Consider the following 15,059-nt stretch of genomic DNA (forward strand, 5'->3'; position numbering starts at 1 on the left):
CAGAAAGCCGGCCGCATGAAAGCCGTTTTCATTAGAACGCCGCGCGTCCAGTTGGACGCGCAAGGACGCTCTAACACTTTGAGTCTACGCACCGTGCTTTCCGAAAATCGAATTCGATTTTCGGGCCGAAGCGGTAGTTCGACAGAATGCTAAGTCGCCAGCCCTGCACACCATCCCCGGCCCTGCACACCATCATTGTCATGTGTCACTCAAATGACATTGTTGTTCGGCACCTGCGCTCAACAGATTCAGGCAACGATGGCAGGCACTGAGCGGAGGCACCCCGTTGACCGAACTGCGGAGAGAGTCGAATGTTCCGTCTGCATATTGTGGAGTGATTTATGTACAGCGCCGTCACGCGCGACATCGAAGTACAGGTCAGGCCGTTCTATCTGGAAGATCGCTCCGACCCGTCGGAGAACCGCTATGTCTGGGGCTACCAGGTGACCATCGACAACCAGTCGGATGAATTCGTGCAGCTTCTGTCACGCTATTGGCAGATCACCGACGGCACCGGCCGGGTCGAGGAGGTGCGCGGCGCCGGCGTTGTCGGCGAACAGCCTGAACTCAATCCCGGCGATAGTTATCAGTATACGTCTGGCTGCCCACTCTCGACGCCATCCGGCATCATGGTCGGCCACTACACGATGCGCAACAAGCGGGGCGAGACGTTCGACGTCGCCATCCCCGCCTTTTCGCTCGATCTGCCGGGCACACGGCGCACCGTCAACTGAGAACGGCGATTGGCGAAACTCTGCGCGACAGCGTCTTTCTCCCCGTCACTGTAAGTCACTGTAAGGGGAGAAATGCCCGGCAGGGCAATGAGGGGCGGCGCCGGGCTCGTGAGATTTTCTTGCATGCACAATGGCGTCTGAATGAATACACGCGGCCATTCGCCGAACTTTGCGCTGCCCCTCATCGGCCCTTCGGGCACCTTCTCCCCGCGGACGGGGAGAAGGGACTTCCTTACTGAGCCGCAGCAAATTCCGCCGGGTCGAAGTCATACTGCTTCGAGCAGAATTCGCAGGCGACGTGAATGCCGCCATCCTCAGTGCTGTCCTTGATCTCGTCGGCGGAGAAGCCTTCGAGAATGCCGCGGATTTTTTCCCTGGAGCATGAGCACTGGTCGGCTACCGGCACGCCGCCGAAGACGCGCACGCCATGCTCGTGGAACAGCCGGTAAAGCAACCGCTCGGCGCCGATCGTCGGGTCGATCAGTTCCGTCGGCTCGATAGTGCCAAGCAACGCGAGCAGTTCCTGCCAGGAATTGTCGGCCGGATGATGGATATCCTCGCGCGGATCGCCATCGCCACCCGGAAGGTCGGGCACGCGCATGCGTTCGGACGATTGCGGCAGGAACTGCGCCAGAATGCCACCGGCGCGCCATTGCTCGCGGGCACCGCCGATGCCGGGCGTCAACAGCTTGGCCACCGAAAGCCTGAGATCGGTCGGGATCTGCTCCGACTGCCGGAAATAGGTGCGCGCAGCCTCCTCCAGCGTCTCGCCGTCGAGCTGGACGATGCCCTGATAGCGCTGCGTGTGGGCGCCCTGGTCGATGGTCAGCGCCAGGACACCGCTGCCGAGCAGCGTCTGCTGCGAGGTCTCGCCGGCAGATGTCAGTGCCTCCAGCCGGTCGCCGTCGAAGCGGGCATAGGCGCGGAGCGCATGCGGCGTGGAAAAATCCGCCACCAGCATGTCGACCGGCCCGTCGGTGCGGGTCTGCAGGATGAATTTGCCCTCGAACTTGAGCGAGGTGCCGAGCAGCACCGTCAGCACGCAGGCTTCCGCCAGCAGGCGGGCGACCGGCTCGGGATAGTCATGACGGCTGAGGATCGCGTCGAGCATCGGCCCCAGCTGGACGGTGCGGCCGCGCACGTCGAGCGGGCCGACCTCGAAGGGCACGACATGATCGTCGCCGGCGTAACCGAATTCGCCGAGTTTGGGTTGATGTTCAGCCAATTGACGAGTTTCCAACATGACAAAGCTCCGGGGCGCGGCGATGCCGCCCTCCGGGGCGCATGCGTCGAAACGCGCTCGATTTGCGTGATGCGCCTGAGATAGGCATCACGCACTCCCGGATCAAGGCGGCCCGGATCTCGGTGGTCCTGATCAAGGCGGCCCGGATCAAGCGCCGAGGCACCACGCCAGAACCGCCTTCTGCGCGTGGAGCCGGTTCTCGGCCTCGTCGAACACCACCGAATGCGGCCCGTCGATGACTTCGTTGGTGACCTCCTCGCCGCGATGCGCTGGCAGGCAGTGCATGAACAACGCATCGGGCTTTGCCTTCGCCATAAGTGCCGCATTGACCTGATAGGGTGAGAAGACATTGTGGCCGCGAGCACGGTGCTCCTGGCCCATCGACACCCAGCAATCGGTAACGACACAGTCGGCCTCGTGGACGGCCTCCTCGGGCGAGCGGGTGAAGTTCAACTTGCCGCCATGCGCCCTCGACCAGTCGACATGCTTCTGCGCCGGCTCGCTGCCTTCCGGCACGGCGACGTTGAGGTTGAAGCGGAACCGCGCCGAGGCCTCCAGCAGCGAATGCAGCACGTTGTTGCCGTCGCCGGTCCAGGCGATGGTCTTGCCGGCGACCGGGCCGCGATGCTCCTCGAAGGTCATGATGTCGGCCATCAGCTGGCAGGGGTGGGTATCGTCGGTCAGCCCATTGATGACGGGGACGGTGGCGTTCTCAGTCAGCTCCAGCAGCCGGTCATGCGATGTGGTGCGGATCATGATCGCATCGACATAGCGCGACAGCACCTTGGCCGTGTCGGCGATGGTTTCGGAGCGGCCAAGCTGCATCTCGGCGCCGGTCAGCATGATGGTCTCGCCGCCAAGCTGGCGCATGCCGACGTCGAAGGACACGCGCGTGCGCGTCGACGGCTTGTCGAAGATCATCGCCAGCACCTTGCCTTCAAGCGGTTTTGTCCGCTCGCCAGCCTTGAGCCTTGCCTTTCGCACGACGGCATCGTCCAGCATAAGGCGCAGATCGCCCTCGGAAACGGCGGAAAGATCGGTGAAATGGCGAAGGCTCATTTGGGTCTTCCGACTGTTATTTCGCCGCAGCCGCGGCGATGGCGTCCGACAGGCCCCGGGCGCCGGCGCGGATGCGGTCGAGCGCCTCATGGATCTCGGCGTCGGTGACGGTGAGCGGCGGCAGCAGGCGAAGAACGTTGTCGCCGGCCGGAACCGCCAGCAGATGCTGGTCGCGCAACGCCATGTTCACCTTGGTGTTGGGCGCGGCGCATTTCAGGCCGAGCATCAGACCGCTGCCTCTGATGTCTTCGATGACGTCGGGAAATTCGTCGGCGATACCCGCCAGCCCCTGCTTCAGCAGCAACGCCTTGCGCTGCACATCTTCCAGAAAACCGTCTTCCAGCACGACGTCGAGCACGGCGTTGCCGACCGCCATCGCCAGCGGATTGCCGCCGAAAGTGGTGCCGTGCACGCCGGCGGTCATGCCGGCGGCTGCCTCGTCGGTGGCGAGGCAGGCGCCCACCGGGAAGCCGCCGCCGATGCCCTTGGCGACGGCCATGATGTCGGGCGTGACGCCAGCCCATTCATGGGCAAACAGTTTTCCGGTGCGGCCGATGCCGCACTGGACCTCGTCGAAGATCAGCAGCAGGTCATGCTGTTCGCAGAGTTGCCTCAGCCGCTTCAGCGACTGCGTCGGCACCGGGCGAATACCGCCCTCGCCCTGCACCGGCTCGATCAGGATCGCGGCGGTCTCTGATGTGATCGCCTTTTCGGCCGCGTCGATGTCATCGAAGCCGACCTGGTCGAAACCTTCGACCTTGGGGCCGAAACCTTCCAGGTATTTATACTGGCCGCCGGCGGCGATGGTCGCCAGCGTGCGGCCATGAAAGGCGCCTTCGAAGGTGACGATGCGAAAGCGCTCGGGATGGCCCTTGACGAAATGGTAGCGCCGCGCCGTCTTGATGGCGCATTCCAGCGCCTCGGCGCCGGAATTGGTGAAAAACACCTTGTCGGCGAAGGTTGCGTTGGCCAGCCGCTCGCCCAGACGGCTCTGCCCCGGAATCTCGTAGAGGTTGGAGACATGCCAGAGCTTGGCCGCCTGCTCGGTGAGTGCCGAGACCAGATGCGGATGGCTGTGGCCCAGCGAATTCACGGCAACGCCGCCGCCAAAATCGAGATATCGCTCGCCCTTGTCGGTGACCAGCCAAGTGCCTTCCCCATGGTCGAAGGCCAGGGGCGCGCGGGTAAAGGTCTCGAAAAGCGCCGAACCGCTCATTATATGCGTCTCCGGAACCGGAAAATCAAAAAGCCGCCAAAGCGGCGGCCTTTGCGGCTTATCGTGTTTTTCGGCCATGAAGTCAACGAAAACGTCGCGCAAGGACGCGCGGCAAGCTTTCCAGCGAGACGCCGGCTCATCAGCGACCGGGCAAGTTGGGGAAAACCAAAAAAACCGATTCGCGTTGGCCCTCGGACTCTTGTCACCGAGTCAGCGCATAAGGTAATTGTAGGTCGAGAAATAACTAGATTTCGTGCGGCGGACCTAATCACCCGATATATGTGGTGTCTGCCCGGCGGAAGCCGGATCGTGGAAGGATTCCGATCGCCGCACATTTCAGCAGGAGCGCGGTCTCATGAATTGGACTGACGAGCGGGTCGAACTTCTTAGAAAACTGTGGTCTGAGGGGCTGAGCGCCAGCGCGATCGCCGCACAGCTTGGGGGTGTCAGCCGCAATGCCGTCATCGGCAAGGTGCATCGGCTGAAACTGTCGGGCCGCGGACGCGCGACTGCCACGCCGGCACGCCAGAAGAAGAGCGTGCAGGGGTCGACCGTGCAGAAATCAGTGTCGCGGGCGGCAAGCACTGCGCGGCATATCACCACGTCGATCGGCGCGACCGCGCTGCAGGCGCAATTCGACGCCGTACCGGTGACGCGTCATTATGTCCGTCCGGTCGAGAACGTCGTCGTGCCGATCTCGCGGCATCTGCAGCTTGTCGAATTGACCGAGCGGACATGCAAATGGCCGAATGGCGATCCGCTTTCGGAAGAGTTCCATTTCTGCGGCAACGACGCGGCCGAAACCGGACCCTATTGCAAGTATCACGCCCGCGTTGCGTTTCAGCCCGCTTCGGAGCGGCGGCGCAGCCGGTGAGGGAATAGCGAATAGCGAATAGCGAATAGCGAATAGCGAATAGCGAATAGCGAATAGCGAATAGAAGTAGCTTGATCCCTTGTGAATCGAAAGCAAGCGGTCTTTCCCTATTCGCTACTCCCTATTCGCTACCGGAATAACAATCCTGTCTGTCTTGTCGCCCTTCGGCCGCTCGGCCGGCATCTGGTCGCCGGTGACGATGTAGTAGATCGTCTCGGCGATGTTGGTGGCGTGGTCGCCGATCCGCTCGATGTTCTTGGCGCAGAACAGCAGATGCGTGCAGGGCGTGATGTTGCGCGGATCTTCCATCATGTAGGTCAGCAACTCGCGAAACAGCGAGGTGTACACGGCATCGATCTCATCGTCGCGGTCACGCACGAAGCCGATCTTTTCCACCGAGCGCGACGCGTAGACGTCAAGCACTTCCTTGAGCTGCGTCAACGCCAGGTCGGCCAAGGCCTCGATGCCGCGGAACAGGCTGGTCGGCTGGCGCCCTTCTATGACGGCAACAACGCGTTTGGCGACATTCTTGCCGAGGTCGCCGACCCGCTCGAGATCCGCCGAGATGCGGATCGCCCCGACGATCTCGCGCAAATCCGTCGCCATCGGCTGGCGCTTGGCGATGATGATGATCGCCTTGTCGTCGATCTCGCGCTGCCCCTGGTCAAGAACGGCATCGTCGCGGATGACCTTCTGGGCAAGGCCAGGGTCGGCGTTGACCAGGGCCGCAATCGCCTGTTCGACCATGCGTTCGGCGTGGCCGCCCATCGCGGCAATGCGCTTCGACAGATATTTCAGCTCCTCGTCATAGGCGCTGACGATGTGCACGGACTGCATGGAGATGCCTTCCCGGTCTTCTGGTCCCGAGTCGTTTCCTCGAATCCCCGCTGATACACTAGCCGGATGACAGAAAAAAGAAACCGTTAGAGCGACGTGCGCCCACTTGGATAGATAGTACGCTCTAAGCGCCTTATCCACGCATACGGCTATCTTAAAATCTTCCGGTTTTAGGGTCGGCGCGTTCTTGGATCGTGAGCGTCAGTGTGCCGGCAAATGCACCGTGAAAGCTGCGCCGTTGCCGACCTCCGACTTGATCGACAGTCTGGCGTTGTGACGCGTCAGGATATGCTTGACGATGGACAGGCCAAGGCCGGTGCCCTTCTGGGTCCGGCTGTTTTCGACATCGACGCGGTAGAAGCGTTCGGTGATGCGCGGGATGTGCTCCTCGGGAATGCCGGGGCCGAAGTCCCGGATGGTGACGTCGATGCCCGGTTCGGGGCCGTCGTCGCTGTGGGCAATCGTCACCACGACACGTCCACCCGCCTGTCCATATTTGCAGGCGTTTTCCAGCAGATTTTCGAAAACCTGGAAAAGTTCATCGCGATCCCCCGGCACATTGAGTGGTCCGTTCGCGAAATCCCGCTCGATGGCAACGCTGTTTTCCCGGGCAAGCGGACCCAGCGAATCGATGACGCTGTCGAGGGTCTGGCGAAGATCGACCTCGGTTCCCGGCTTCAGATAGGGTTTCATCTCCAGCCGCGACAACGACAGCAGGTCATCGATCAGGCGCGCCATGCGGCCGGTCTGGTTGTGCATGATCTGCAGGAACTGCTCGCGCGCCACCGGATCGTTGCGGGCCGGGCCGCGCAGCGTCTCGATGAAACCGGAGATCGAGGCGAGCGGGGTGCGCAGTTCATGGCTGGCATTGGCGATGAAGTCTGCCCGCATCCGGTCGATGCGGCGCGCCTCGCTCTGGTCCTTGAAGACCAGCACATAGAGGTCGGTGCCGTGACCGACCGAAGACGCACTCACCCGATAGGCCCGTTCGACCGGCAGCTTTTCGGTATAGTCGACGACGTCCGAAGCGGCGGCACCCGACAGAATACTGTCCAGCAAGGCCTGCATCTCGGGCGCGCGGAATTTCAGCGCCAGCGACATGCCCGGTGCGATGCCGCCGAAGGCGGCGAAGGCGGCGGCGTTGGCATGGACGATCGTGGCGGTGCGATCGAAGATGATCAGCGGATCGGCAACGGCGGCCGCCAGATATTCTCCCGACAGCTGTTGCAGCCCGCCAGCCTCGATCGCCGCGGCATCCTCCGCGGACTGGCGCGCAACGCCGGCCGGCAACATCGCGGCGGCAAGCAGCAGCACTGCACATGCCAGCAGCACAACATAGAAGGACGTGTCTGCGAAAGCATACACCGTCAAGACCGCGACGATGCCGGCGGCCAACAGCCAGCGGCTATTCCACAACCGGGTGGCGACCGCTTGCGCCGTGCTTGGCTGTTCTGCGCCGCCCATGTCAGCCATTGTCAGCCATTCGCGCGCACTGTGCCTCCATCCCCGCCCGGCCGGGTCGACCTTCCGCTGACCGGCGCTAGAGCGCCGTGCGTCCAATTGGAAAAGGACGCTCTACTACTTCTAATCCGCTGCATCGTTCTTTCCGAAATCGATTCCGATTTTCGGGCCGATGCAGTAAGGCTCCAATAGCATGTGTCCGGAAACTGGAAAGGTTCGTCTCGATGAAAAACCCTAGGGAAAATGCCGCCGCGCCCGTTCCAGGTCCGCTCAAGATCCGCATCGACGGCAAGGAGCGCGAGTTCGACATCGAGGATCCCAAGCTTCCGGACTGGGTCGAAGACAACAAGCTGACCGCTGGCGGCTACCCCTACGACAAGAAAATGGATAGCGAGGAGTATGACGAGACGCTCGAGCGGCTGCAGATCGAGCTGGCCAAGGCGCAGGCATGGCTGCAAGCGGCGGGCAAGCGGGTGATGTCGCTGTTCGAAGGACGCGATGCCGCCGGCAAGGGCGGCACGATCTTCGCGCTGCGCCAGTACATGAACCCCAGGACAGCGCGCAATGTGGCGCTGACCAAGCCTAGCCCAACCGAACTCGGGCAATGGTATTTCCAGCGCTATGTCGCGCACTTTCCGACATCGGGCGAGTTCGTCACCTTCGATCGCTCCTGGTACAATCGCGCCGGCGTCGAGCCGGTCATGGGCTTCTGCACGCCGGAGCAGCATCAGAAATTCCTGGACGAGACGCCGTATTTCGAACGGATGATCTGCAACGAAGGCATCCATTTCTTCAAATTCTGGCTGAACATCGGTCGGGAAACACAGCTTGAGCGGTTTCACGATCGCCGCTGGAGTCCTTTGAAGAGCTGGAAATTCTCGCCCATCGACATTGCCGGCATCTCAAAATGGGACGATTACACCAGGGCGCGCGATCTCATGTTCGAACGCACGCATAAGGAATTCGCGCCCTGGATCATCGTACGGGCCAACGACAAGCGGCGCGCGCGACTTGCCGTCATCCGGCGCATCCTGTTGTCGCTCCCCTATGACGGCCGCGATCTCGACGCCATCGGCACGGAAGACAGGAAGATCATCGGGGAAGGGCCTTCGTTCCTGGGAATACAGGCCTGAAGCGCCGCCGCGCGCCCCAAAGGACGCGCGGGACGATTCCGGATGATTCTGTCATCCTGCCGAACGACTTCTCATGCCGCCAGCCGGGCAATCCGCTGCAGCCGCCGCAGGGTGGTATCGTCCTGCAAAGCCTGCTGAAACAGCGAAATCTCCTGGTCGATGCGGTCGCAGAGCGCGCCTGTGTCGCCCTTGAGCAGGTCGCGCGTCTGCAACAGTGCGGCAACCGGCTTCTTGGCGAGTTGCCTGGCTCTGCCAAGTGCGGCTTCCTCGACATCGCCGACCACGATCTCCGTGACCAGGCCAAGCATCCGGGCGTCCGCGGCTCTGAGTGTGTCGCCCAGGCAGAAGAAGCGGAAAGCGCCGGCATAACCGAGTTTCTGCGGCGCCAGGATGCTGGTCGCCGCGTCCGGCACCAGGCCGAAATCGACGAACGGCACCCGGAACGTGCTTTCGTCAGATGCGATCACCATGTCGCAATGGAACAGGATGGTGCAGCCGACACCGACGGCGTCGCCGTCGACACAGGCAAGGACCGGCTTGGGAAACGTCGCCAACGTGCGGAACATGTCGGTGACGGCAGCGATCAACCGTTGATGCTTGTTGGCGTCGAGGAACTCGGAGAAATCGCCGCCGAGGCAGAAGCAGCCGGCGAGGCCGCGCAGCACCACGACGCGCACATCGTCGTCGATTGCAGCTTCGTGGAAGATCCTGGCCAGGCTTTCATAGGCTCGCCCGTCCAGCACCGGCCGGCCGTCATCAGACGACACCGTGACGATCAACGTATGATTGCGGAACTCTCTTTGCGGGTGGATGTTCATGGCTTTCTCCAATTCTCACGAGGCTTGCCTCATTCCGAGCCTGTCGGGATATCCCCTGGCCAGCACCGGCGCGAAATGACTGCGACGCGACCGCACCACCTCAAGCGTGTGCTCGTTGAAGGTGAGCAGTGTGGCGACGACCTGCTGGTTGCCATAGGTGCGCTGGTAGCCAAGCGGCTTCGCCAGGAAATGCAACTGCAGCGCCCGCAGGACCCACATCGGCTCGAACTCGATGATCACCTGGTTGACGTTCCGCTTCAGCCCCCACTCGACGAAGCCGGCAATTAGCTCGGTGCCGACCGTCGAGACGCCGCGCTTGCCGTCACGAAAGCCCGGCGCCACCGCATAGCGGGTCAGTTCCCAGACGTTCGGCCCGGATGGCGGCGTCCCTTCATAGAGGTCCGCCAGCACCTCGGTCAGAAGATGCGCACGCGTTGTCGGCAACATCCGCTGATAACCGGCGAGCTCGCCATTGCGGATGACGAGTTGATGCACCGCCTCGTCATGGTCGAACTGATCGATCTCAAGGCCATCGGGGCGCTGCAGGTCGGTCCACCCCATCTCCTCGACGAAAATCTTGTAGCGTAGGCGATGAACGGCCTCCCAAAGGTCGGGACGTTCCATAAGTTCCTGTGTGGTAAGGGAAAAAAGCATCTGCCGTCTCCTAGGTTCAATAGGAAGATACGGCCGGGCTGTCCCGAGAAAATTACGCGATCACGTAGGCAAGAATTTCTAGGCCGGCGCGGCAGAGCTAGCTAATATAGCCGCGCCTTATCGCTTCCGCGACCGCCTGCACCCGGTTGACGGCACCGAGTTTGCTTTTGGCGTTAAGAAGGTGTTTCTCTGATGTGTGCTCCGAAATGCCGAGAATCTGTGAAATCTCCCATTCGGACTTGCCGACGGCGGCCCATTGCATGCATTCGCGCTCACGCGGCGTCAGTTCGACGTGGTCGATGGTCTTGGCCGCCATCGTGTGGATCTGCATGGCGCGGCCAATCGCATAGGTCGCCACCAGCGACACCAGCCCAAAATCGGCGCCCGACAATTCGACGGCCTCGCCGCCCAGCGACACCATGACGATCTGGCCATCGAGCGTGATCAGCGGGAAGGCCAATCCGTCGCGCAGCTTGAATTCGCCGGCGTCGCCCATCACTTCGCCGCTGCTCTTGTCGATGCGAATGGCCTGAGACGCTTCCCGCCACTGGAACGGCGCCTGCAGCTGCTTCATGTGGCTGACAACCGGGTCATGGTCGACATAATTGCGCGCCACATAGCGCTCCAGCCATTCTCCCGGCCACTCGCAAAGCAGCACATGGTCCTTTTGCTGGCCACTTGGCGTGCCCGGTTGCGGAACCGTTCCGGCCATCAGTGCGGTCAGGCCGAACTCCGAGGTTATGCCAAGCAGCTTTTCGCAGACCGCGGCCGCCGTATCGGCGTGCTGCAGCTGATCGATGAATTCCAATGTGCGATCGAAGTGGCCCATTGCAACATCTACCCCATGTTGCCTTCCCGTGTTGAGATCAATTGGCCCAGTGCTTCACCCGCACTTCGCCCTCGACCCCGGATTGCAAACCTGCTCCTCAGTTTGCGGCGTTGCGGCTACCCTCCAGCCGACGCCACACATGTTTGCAAGCTCGCTGAAGCATAGCCCTAAATCGGCGTGATGAAATCAAAAACCGTTGTGCCTGTGGCATTTTCGTACCAAAAGCCACATTGGACAGGACAGGGCGGAGCTCGATCGTGGCAATTCGGTGGATGACCATCGTCTTGATGCTGGCAATGACAGGGGCACAGTGGCTCACCACTGCACGCGCCGCGGAGCCACAAGTGCCGGTGCTGTGGGATGCCAAGGAGCGGCTGCCGAAGCCTGACCTGTCCGCGCTGCCGCGTCTGAGATTCCTGACCACCACCGATTTCCCGCCGTTCAATTTCCTCGACGGGGCGGGCCGCCTGTCCGGCTTCCATGTCGATCTGGCGCGCGCGATCTGCGCCGAACTCGACATCGCCGAAAAATGCCAGATCCAGGCGCTGCCTTGGGCCGAGCTCGAAGCGGCACTGAAGAAGGGCGAAGGCGAAGCGATCATTGCCGGCATTGCCGCCACGCCGGAGTCGCGGTCGAAATATGCCTTCTCGCGTTCCTACCTGCAGTTTCCGGCGCGCTTCATCATGCCGAAGGCAAAGGCGCTCACGGAGCCGATCTTCGACAGACTGCGCGGCAAGCGCGTCGGCGTGACCGCAGGCTCCGCGCATGAGCGGATGCTGCGCGACTATTTCGGCACCGTCCAGGTCGTTCCCTTCGCGCAGTTGGAAGAGCTTTACGATGGTCTCAAGACCGGCAAAGTCGACGCCGGCTTCGGCGACGGCATGCGCTTCGCCTTCTGGCTGGGCAGTTCGAATGCCGCAGCCTGCTGCCGCTTCGCCGGCGGTCCCTATCTGGCGCCCGAATATCTGGGGTCGGGCATGGCCATCGCCACCCGGGCCGAGGATCCAGCGCTGGCCGCAGCGTTCGACTACGCACTACAGCAGATTTCGGTGAAGGGCACCTTTGCCGAATTCTACCTGCGCTATTTCCCGGTCAGCTTTTTCTGACCCGGCCGGTCGGTTTTTTTCTGATCCCTTGGGGTCTGGATCAAGTCAGCGTGCGCAGGCGGGCCTTGGCAGCCCGGGCGATGGCGGCGACGGTGAGCGTGTCGAGATCGAGCTGGCGACGGATAAGCTGCAGCACCCTCACCTCCTCCAGGCGCATTTCGAGGTCGACGGCCGCAACCTCGAAGGCTGCGGCATAAGCGGTGTCGAGCAGGCGCTCGGGCAGTGCTTCGGCGACGTGCGCCAAAACGCCTTCCAACCCGTCCTTTTCGTGCAGCAACTTCTGGCAGTCCTGGGCGACGCCGACCAGGCGGTCGTGGTCGAAATCCTCGAACACCGGCCACGAGCGAACGACGTCGCCAATCCGTGCCAATTCGACATTGGTCATGTCGCGATCGGACGCGGAGGTGATGACCATCAGATGGATCAGGGCTTCATGCGGCGGCAATGGCATTTAAATACTCCTCAAACGGGCTCCGAAGTTAGGAACGCGGCACCGACGTCGCAAGGAAAAAGCGCCGCGATCGTTGACGCCCACGGCAGGCGCGCCTAGAGACCGGTTGAAAAAATCATCCGGCCCCTTTTGCGGCGATGCCGGCGAATAAGTTGGAAAACAGTGACATGGCGGGATCAAACATCGTCGATCTCAATCCCGAGGTGCTTGCGGCAGCGGCTGAAAGCAAGGCGTGGCCATTCGAGGAAGCCAGGAAGATCGTCGAGCGCTACAAAGGCACTGACTTTCCCGAAACCGTACTGTTTGAGACCGGCTACGGTCCGTCGGGGCTGCCGCACATCGGTACTTTCGGCGAGGTCGCACGCACCTCGATGGTGCGCCACGCCTTCCGCGTGCTCACCGGCGATACGGTCAAAACCAAGATCTTGTGCTTTTCCGACGACATGGACGGCATGCGCAAGATCCCGGACAACGTCCCCGATCGCGCCGCACTCGAGCCGCACCTGCACAAGCCGCTCTCGTCCGTCCCCAATCCTTTCGGCGGCGACTATGCAAGCTTCGCAGACCACAACAACGCAATGCTTTGCCGCTTTCTGGACACGTTCGGCTTCGATTACGAGTTCGCCAGCGCAACGGAATATTATAAGGCTGGCCATTTTGACGAAACCCTGTTGCGCGCCGCCGAGCGTTTCGACGAGATCATGGCGGTGATGCTGCCGACGCTCGGCGGCGAGCGTCAGGCGACCTACAGTCCGTTCCTGCCGATTTCCCCCAAAAGCGGCCGAGTGCTTTACGTCCCCATGAAGCATGTCGACGCCAAGGCCGGCACTATCACCTTCGACGATGACGGCACCGAAACCACGCTGCCGATAACCGGCGGCAGGGTGAAGCTGCAGTGGAAGCCGGATTTCGGCATGCGCTGGGCGGCGCTCGGCGTCGATTTCGAAATGTTCGGCAAAGACCACCAGACGAATGCGGTGATCTACGACCGTATCTGCAATATCCTGGGCGGGCGGGCGCCCGAGCATTTCGTCTATGAGCTGTTCCTCGACGAGAACGGTCAGAAGATTTCGAAGTCCAAGGGCAACGGACTGACCATAGACGAGTGGCTGACCTACGCGCCGACCGAAAGCCTCGAGCTCTACATGTACCAGCGGCCGCGGCAGGCCAAGAAACTCTATTTCGACGTCATTCCGAAGGCGGTGGACGAGTATTACGCCTTTCTGTCCGCCTATCGCCGGCAGGAGTGGAAGGAGCGGCTGGGAAATCCCGTCTGGCACATGCATGATGGTAACCCGCCTGTCGTCGACCTGCCGGTGTCGTTCGCGCTGCTCCTCAACCTGGTCAGCGCCTCGAATGCCCAGAACAAGGACGTGCTGTGGGGGTTCATTTTGCGCCACACGTCAGGCGTGACGCCGAAGACCCATCCCGAACTCGACCGGTTGGCCGAATATGCAATCCGCTATTTCGACGATTTCGTGAAGCCGGCCAAGGTGTACCGGGCCGCCGATGCGGTCGAGCGCGAGGCGCTGACGAAACTGTCCGAAGCGCTCGCCGCATTGCCGCCAGATGCCGATGGCGAGGCGATCCAGAATGCCGCGCTCAACGTCGCGCGCAAGATCGAACGCTATCAAGACCATTCGAAGCAGAGCCCGGAAGGCGGGCCGGGCGTCTCCGTCGCCTTCTTCCAGATGATCTACCAGGTGCTGATCGGACAGGAGCGCGGCCCGCGCTTCGGTTCCTTCGCCGCGCTCTACGGCATAGCAGAAACCCGCGCGCTCATTCAGAAGGCGCTGGCCGGCCAGCTGGCGGCGTAGCCGACGAATCGGTTGGCGGCGTAGCCGCCGCCGACGGATCGAGAATCGGCTGCGTCGGCTGCGTCGGGGCCGCAAAAGGGGCTGGTGCCGGAGGCAGGCCGGAGAGACTGGGCGCCGGCCCGAAAATGCCCTTCCTCGCCATACGGGCCTTGTCGCCGGCCTCGACATAAGGGCCACCCTTGGCGGCGCGCGCCCAGCCGTTTTCGATCAACCACTGGCCGACATCCTGGTTGCCGACGCGGCATTCGGCGGTGATCAGGTCGCGGCCGCCCTCGGGTGGCACCGTGCAGACCACCGCCCGACCGCGCAGGAAGGCACGGAACGCCGTTCGCGCCCGGGCGCCACACGTCCAGGACTTGCCGCCGTCGGTGCAATTTTCGTCCTGCCTGACGATGTCGACGCCGGAAATCGCGACGGAGTAGCCCTTGGCCTCGATCACGCCGGCGGCCGATGCAACCGGCTGGAACAGTTTTGTCCCGTTCCAGTCGTCGGGCATTTTCGTTTTGGGCGGCTTGGGCGGCCCGGCCAGCGCCAACTCACTCAGCGGCGCGCGCGGCTCGACCCGTTCAAGCTCTTCGGGCTGAAGCTGCGGCGGCGCGACGACTTTGGGATCGATGGCTCTGGAATGTGCCTCCGGTTGCTTCGCCGCCTTGGGGCGCGGATTTGCTGATGGCGCAGGCGCTTGGGATTGCACCGCGATGCCGGCCTGCGCCCGAGCCGCGACGCGCCGATTTTCGTCCTGCAGCACGGCGCGGCCACCGGCGGCAATCGCAGCCCCCATTACCAGGATCGTCAACACCGCAGCGGCTGCATGAAGCGGGCGCACC

15 protein-coding genes are annotated in these 15,059 nt (G+C 62.4%); 5 read left to right on the forward strand and 10 right to left on the reverse strand.

Annotated elements, in window-relative coordinates:
• Positions 1-341 precede the first annotated feature (341 nt).
• Entirely contained in the window at positions 342-734 is a 393-nt protein-coding gene (gene apaG / locus JG739_RS31280) for a Co2+/Mg2+ efflux protein ApaG (protein ID WP_202364663.1), read from the forward strand.
• A gap of 232 nt (positions 735-966) precedes the next feature.
• Here the strand turns inward: apaG and JG739_RS31285 are convergent, their stop codons facing one another.
• From JG739_RS31285 to JG739_RS31295, 3 genes are all read right to left on the reverse strand, one after another.
• The gene (locus JG739_RS31285) at positions 967-1,977 is read right to left on the reverse strand and encodes an Hsp33 family molecular chaperone (protein ID WP_202364664.1); all 1,011 of its coding nucleotides are present in this window, start codon (positions 1,975-1,977) and stop codon (positions 967-969) included.
• 147 nt (positions 1,978-2,124) lie between these two features.
• Complete coding sequence (argF, locus tag JG739_RS31290; RefSeq protein WP_202364665.1) at positions 2,125-3,036, reverse strand: ornithine carbamoyltransferase; 912 nt, start codon at positions 3,034-3,036, stop codon at positions 2,125-2,127.
• Positions 3,037-3,052: 16 nt separating this feature from the next.
• Positions 3,053-4,252 carry an aspartate aminotransferase family protein gene (locus JG739_RS31295; RefSeq protein WP_202364666.1) on the reverse strand — a complete coding sequence of 400 codons (1,200 nt, stop codon included), beginning with the start codon at positions 4,250-4,252 and terminating at the stop codon, positions 3,053-3,055.
• A 355-nt stretch (positions 4,253-4,607) separates the two neighbouring features.
• On the opposite strand from JG739_RS31295, the gene JG739_RS31300 reads away from it, so the two are divergent.
• The gene (locus JG739_RS31300) at positions 4,608-5,126 is read left to right on the forward strand and encodes a GcrA family cell cycle regulator (protein ID WP_202364667.1); all 519 of its coding nucleotides are present in this window, start codon (positions 4,608-4,610) and stop codon (positions 5,124-5,126) included.
• A gap of 114 nt (positions 5,127-5,240) precedes the next feature.
• Here the strand turns inward: JG739_RS31300 and phoU are convergent, their stop codons facing one another.
• Together phoU and JG739_RS31310 are read right to left on the reverse strand one after the other, a co-directional pair.
• Positions 5,241-5,963, reverse strand: a complete 723-nt coding sequence (phoU, locus tag JG739_RS31305) for a phosphate signaling complex protein PhoU (protein WP_202364668.1) — start codon at positions 5,961-5,963, stop codon at positions 5,241-5,243.
• Between the two features lie 201 nt (positions 5,964-6,164).
• Complete coding sequence (locus JG739_RS31310) at positions 6,165-7,436, reverse strand: sensor histidine kinase (RefSeq protein ID WP_202364669.1); 1,272 nt, start codon at positions 7,434-7,436, stop codon at positions 6,165-6,167.
• 212 nt (positions 7,437-7,648) lie between these two features.
• Here JG739_RS31310 and ppk2 point away from each other — a divergent pair, with 212 nt between their 5' ends.
• Positions 7,649-8,557 (forward strand): polyphosphate kinase 2, encoded by a 909-nt coding sequence (ppk2, locus tag JG739_RS31315; protein ID WP_202364670.1) that lies wholly within the window; start codon positions 7,649-7,651, stop codon positions 8,555-8,557.
• A 71-nt stretch (positions 8,558-8,628) separates the two neighbouring features.
• On the opposite strand, the gene JG739_RS31320 is transcribed toward ppk2, so the two are convergent.
• The 3 genes from JG739_RS31320 to JG739_RS31330 all read right to left on the reverse strand — a co-directional run bounded on the left by JG739_RS31320 (position 8,629) and on the right by JG739_RS31330 (position 10,858).
• Positions 8,629-9,375, reverse strand: a complete 747-nt coding sequence (locus JG739_RS31320; protein ID WP_202364671.1) for an enoyl-CoA hydratase-related protein — start codon at positions 9,373-9,375, stop codon at positions 8,629-8,631.
• A gap of 15 nt (positions 9,376-9,390) precedes the next feature.
• Positions 9,391-10,029, reverse strand: coding sequence for an acyl-homoserine-lactone synthase (locus tag JG739_RS31325; protein WP_077377404.1), 639 nt, complete (start codon positions 10,027-10,029; stop codon positions 9,391-9,393).
• A gap of 97 nt (positions 10,030-10,126) precedes the next feature.
• Complete coding sequence (locus tag JG739_RS31330) at positions 10,127-10,858, reverse strand: helix-turn-helix transcriptional regulator (protein WP_202364672.1); 732 nt, start codon at positions 10,856-10,858, stop codon at positions 10,127-10,129.
• 287 nt (positions 10,859-11,145) lie between these two features.
• Here JG739_RS31330 and JG739_RS31335 point away from each other — a divergent pair, with 287 nt between their 5' ends.
• Positions 11,146-11,964 carry a transporter substrate-binding domain-containing protein gene (locus tag JG739_RS31335; protein ID WP_202367716.1) on the forward strand — a complete coding sequence of 273 codons (819 nt, stop codon included), beginning with the start codon at positions 11,146-11,148 and terminating at the stop codon, positions 11,962-11,964.
• Between the two features lie 40 nt (positions 11,965-12,004).
• On the opposite strand, the gene JG739_RS31340 is transcribed toward JG739_RS31335, so the two are convergent.
• Positions 12,005-12,415, reverse strand: coding sequence for a tellurite resistance TerB family protein (locus JG739_RS31340; RefSeq protein WP_202364673.1), 411 nt, complete (start codon positions 12,413-12,415; stop codon positions 12,005-12,007).
• 167 nt (positions 12,416-12,582) lie between these two features.
• On the opposite strand from JG739_RS31340, the gene JG739_RS31345 reads away from it, so the two are divergent.
• Positions 12,583-14,232 carry a lysine--tRNA ligase gene (locus JG739_RS31345; protein WP_202364674.1) on the forward strand — a complete coding sequence of 550 codons (1,650 nt, stop codon included), beginning with the start codon at positions 12,583-12,585 and terminating at the stop codon, positions 14,230-14,232.
• Here the strand turns inward: JG739_RS31345 and JG739_RS31350 are convergent.
• On the reverse strand, positions 14,195-15,058 hold the full coding sequence (locus JG739_RS31350; RefSeq protein ID WP_202364675.1) for a thermonuclease family protein: 864 nt from the start codon (positions 15,056-15,058) through the stop codon (positions 14,195-14,197). The genes JG739_RS31345 and JG739_RS31350 overlap by 38 nt on opposite strands.
• Position 15,059 lies beyond the last annotated feature (1 nt).

This window comes from Mesorhizobium sp. L-2-11 (assembly GCF_016756595.1).
Classification (GTDB): domain Bacteria; phylum Pseudomonadota; class Alphaproteobacteria; order Rhizobiales; family Rhizobiaceae; genus Mesorhizobium.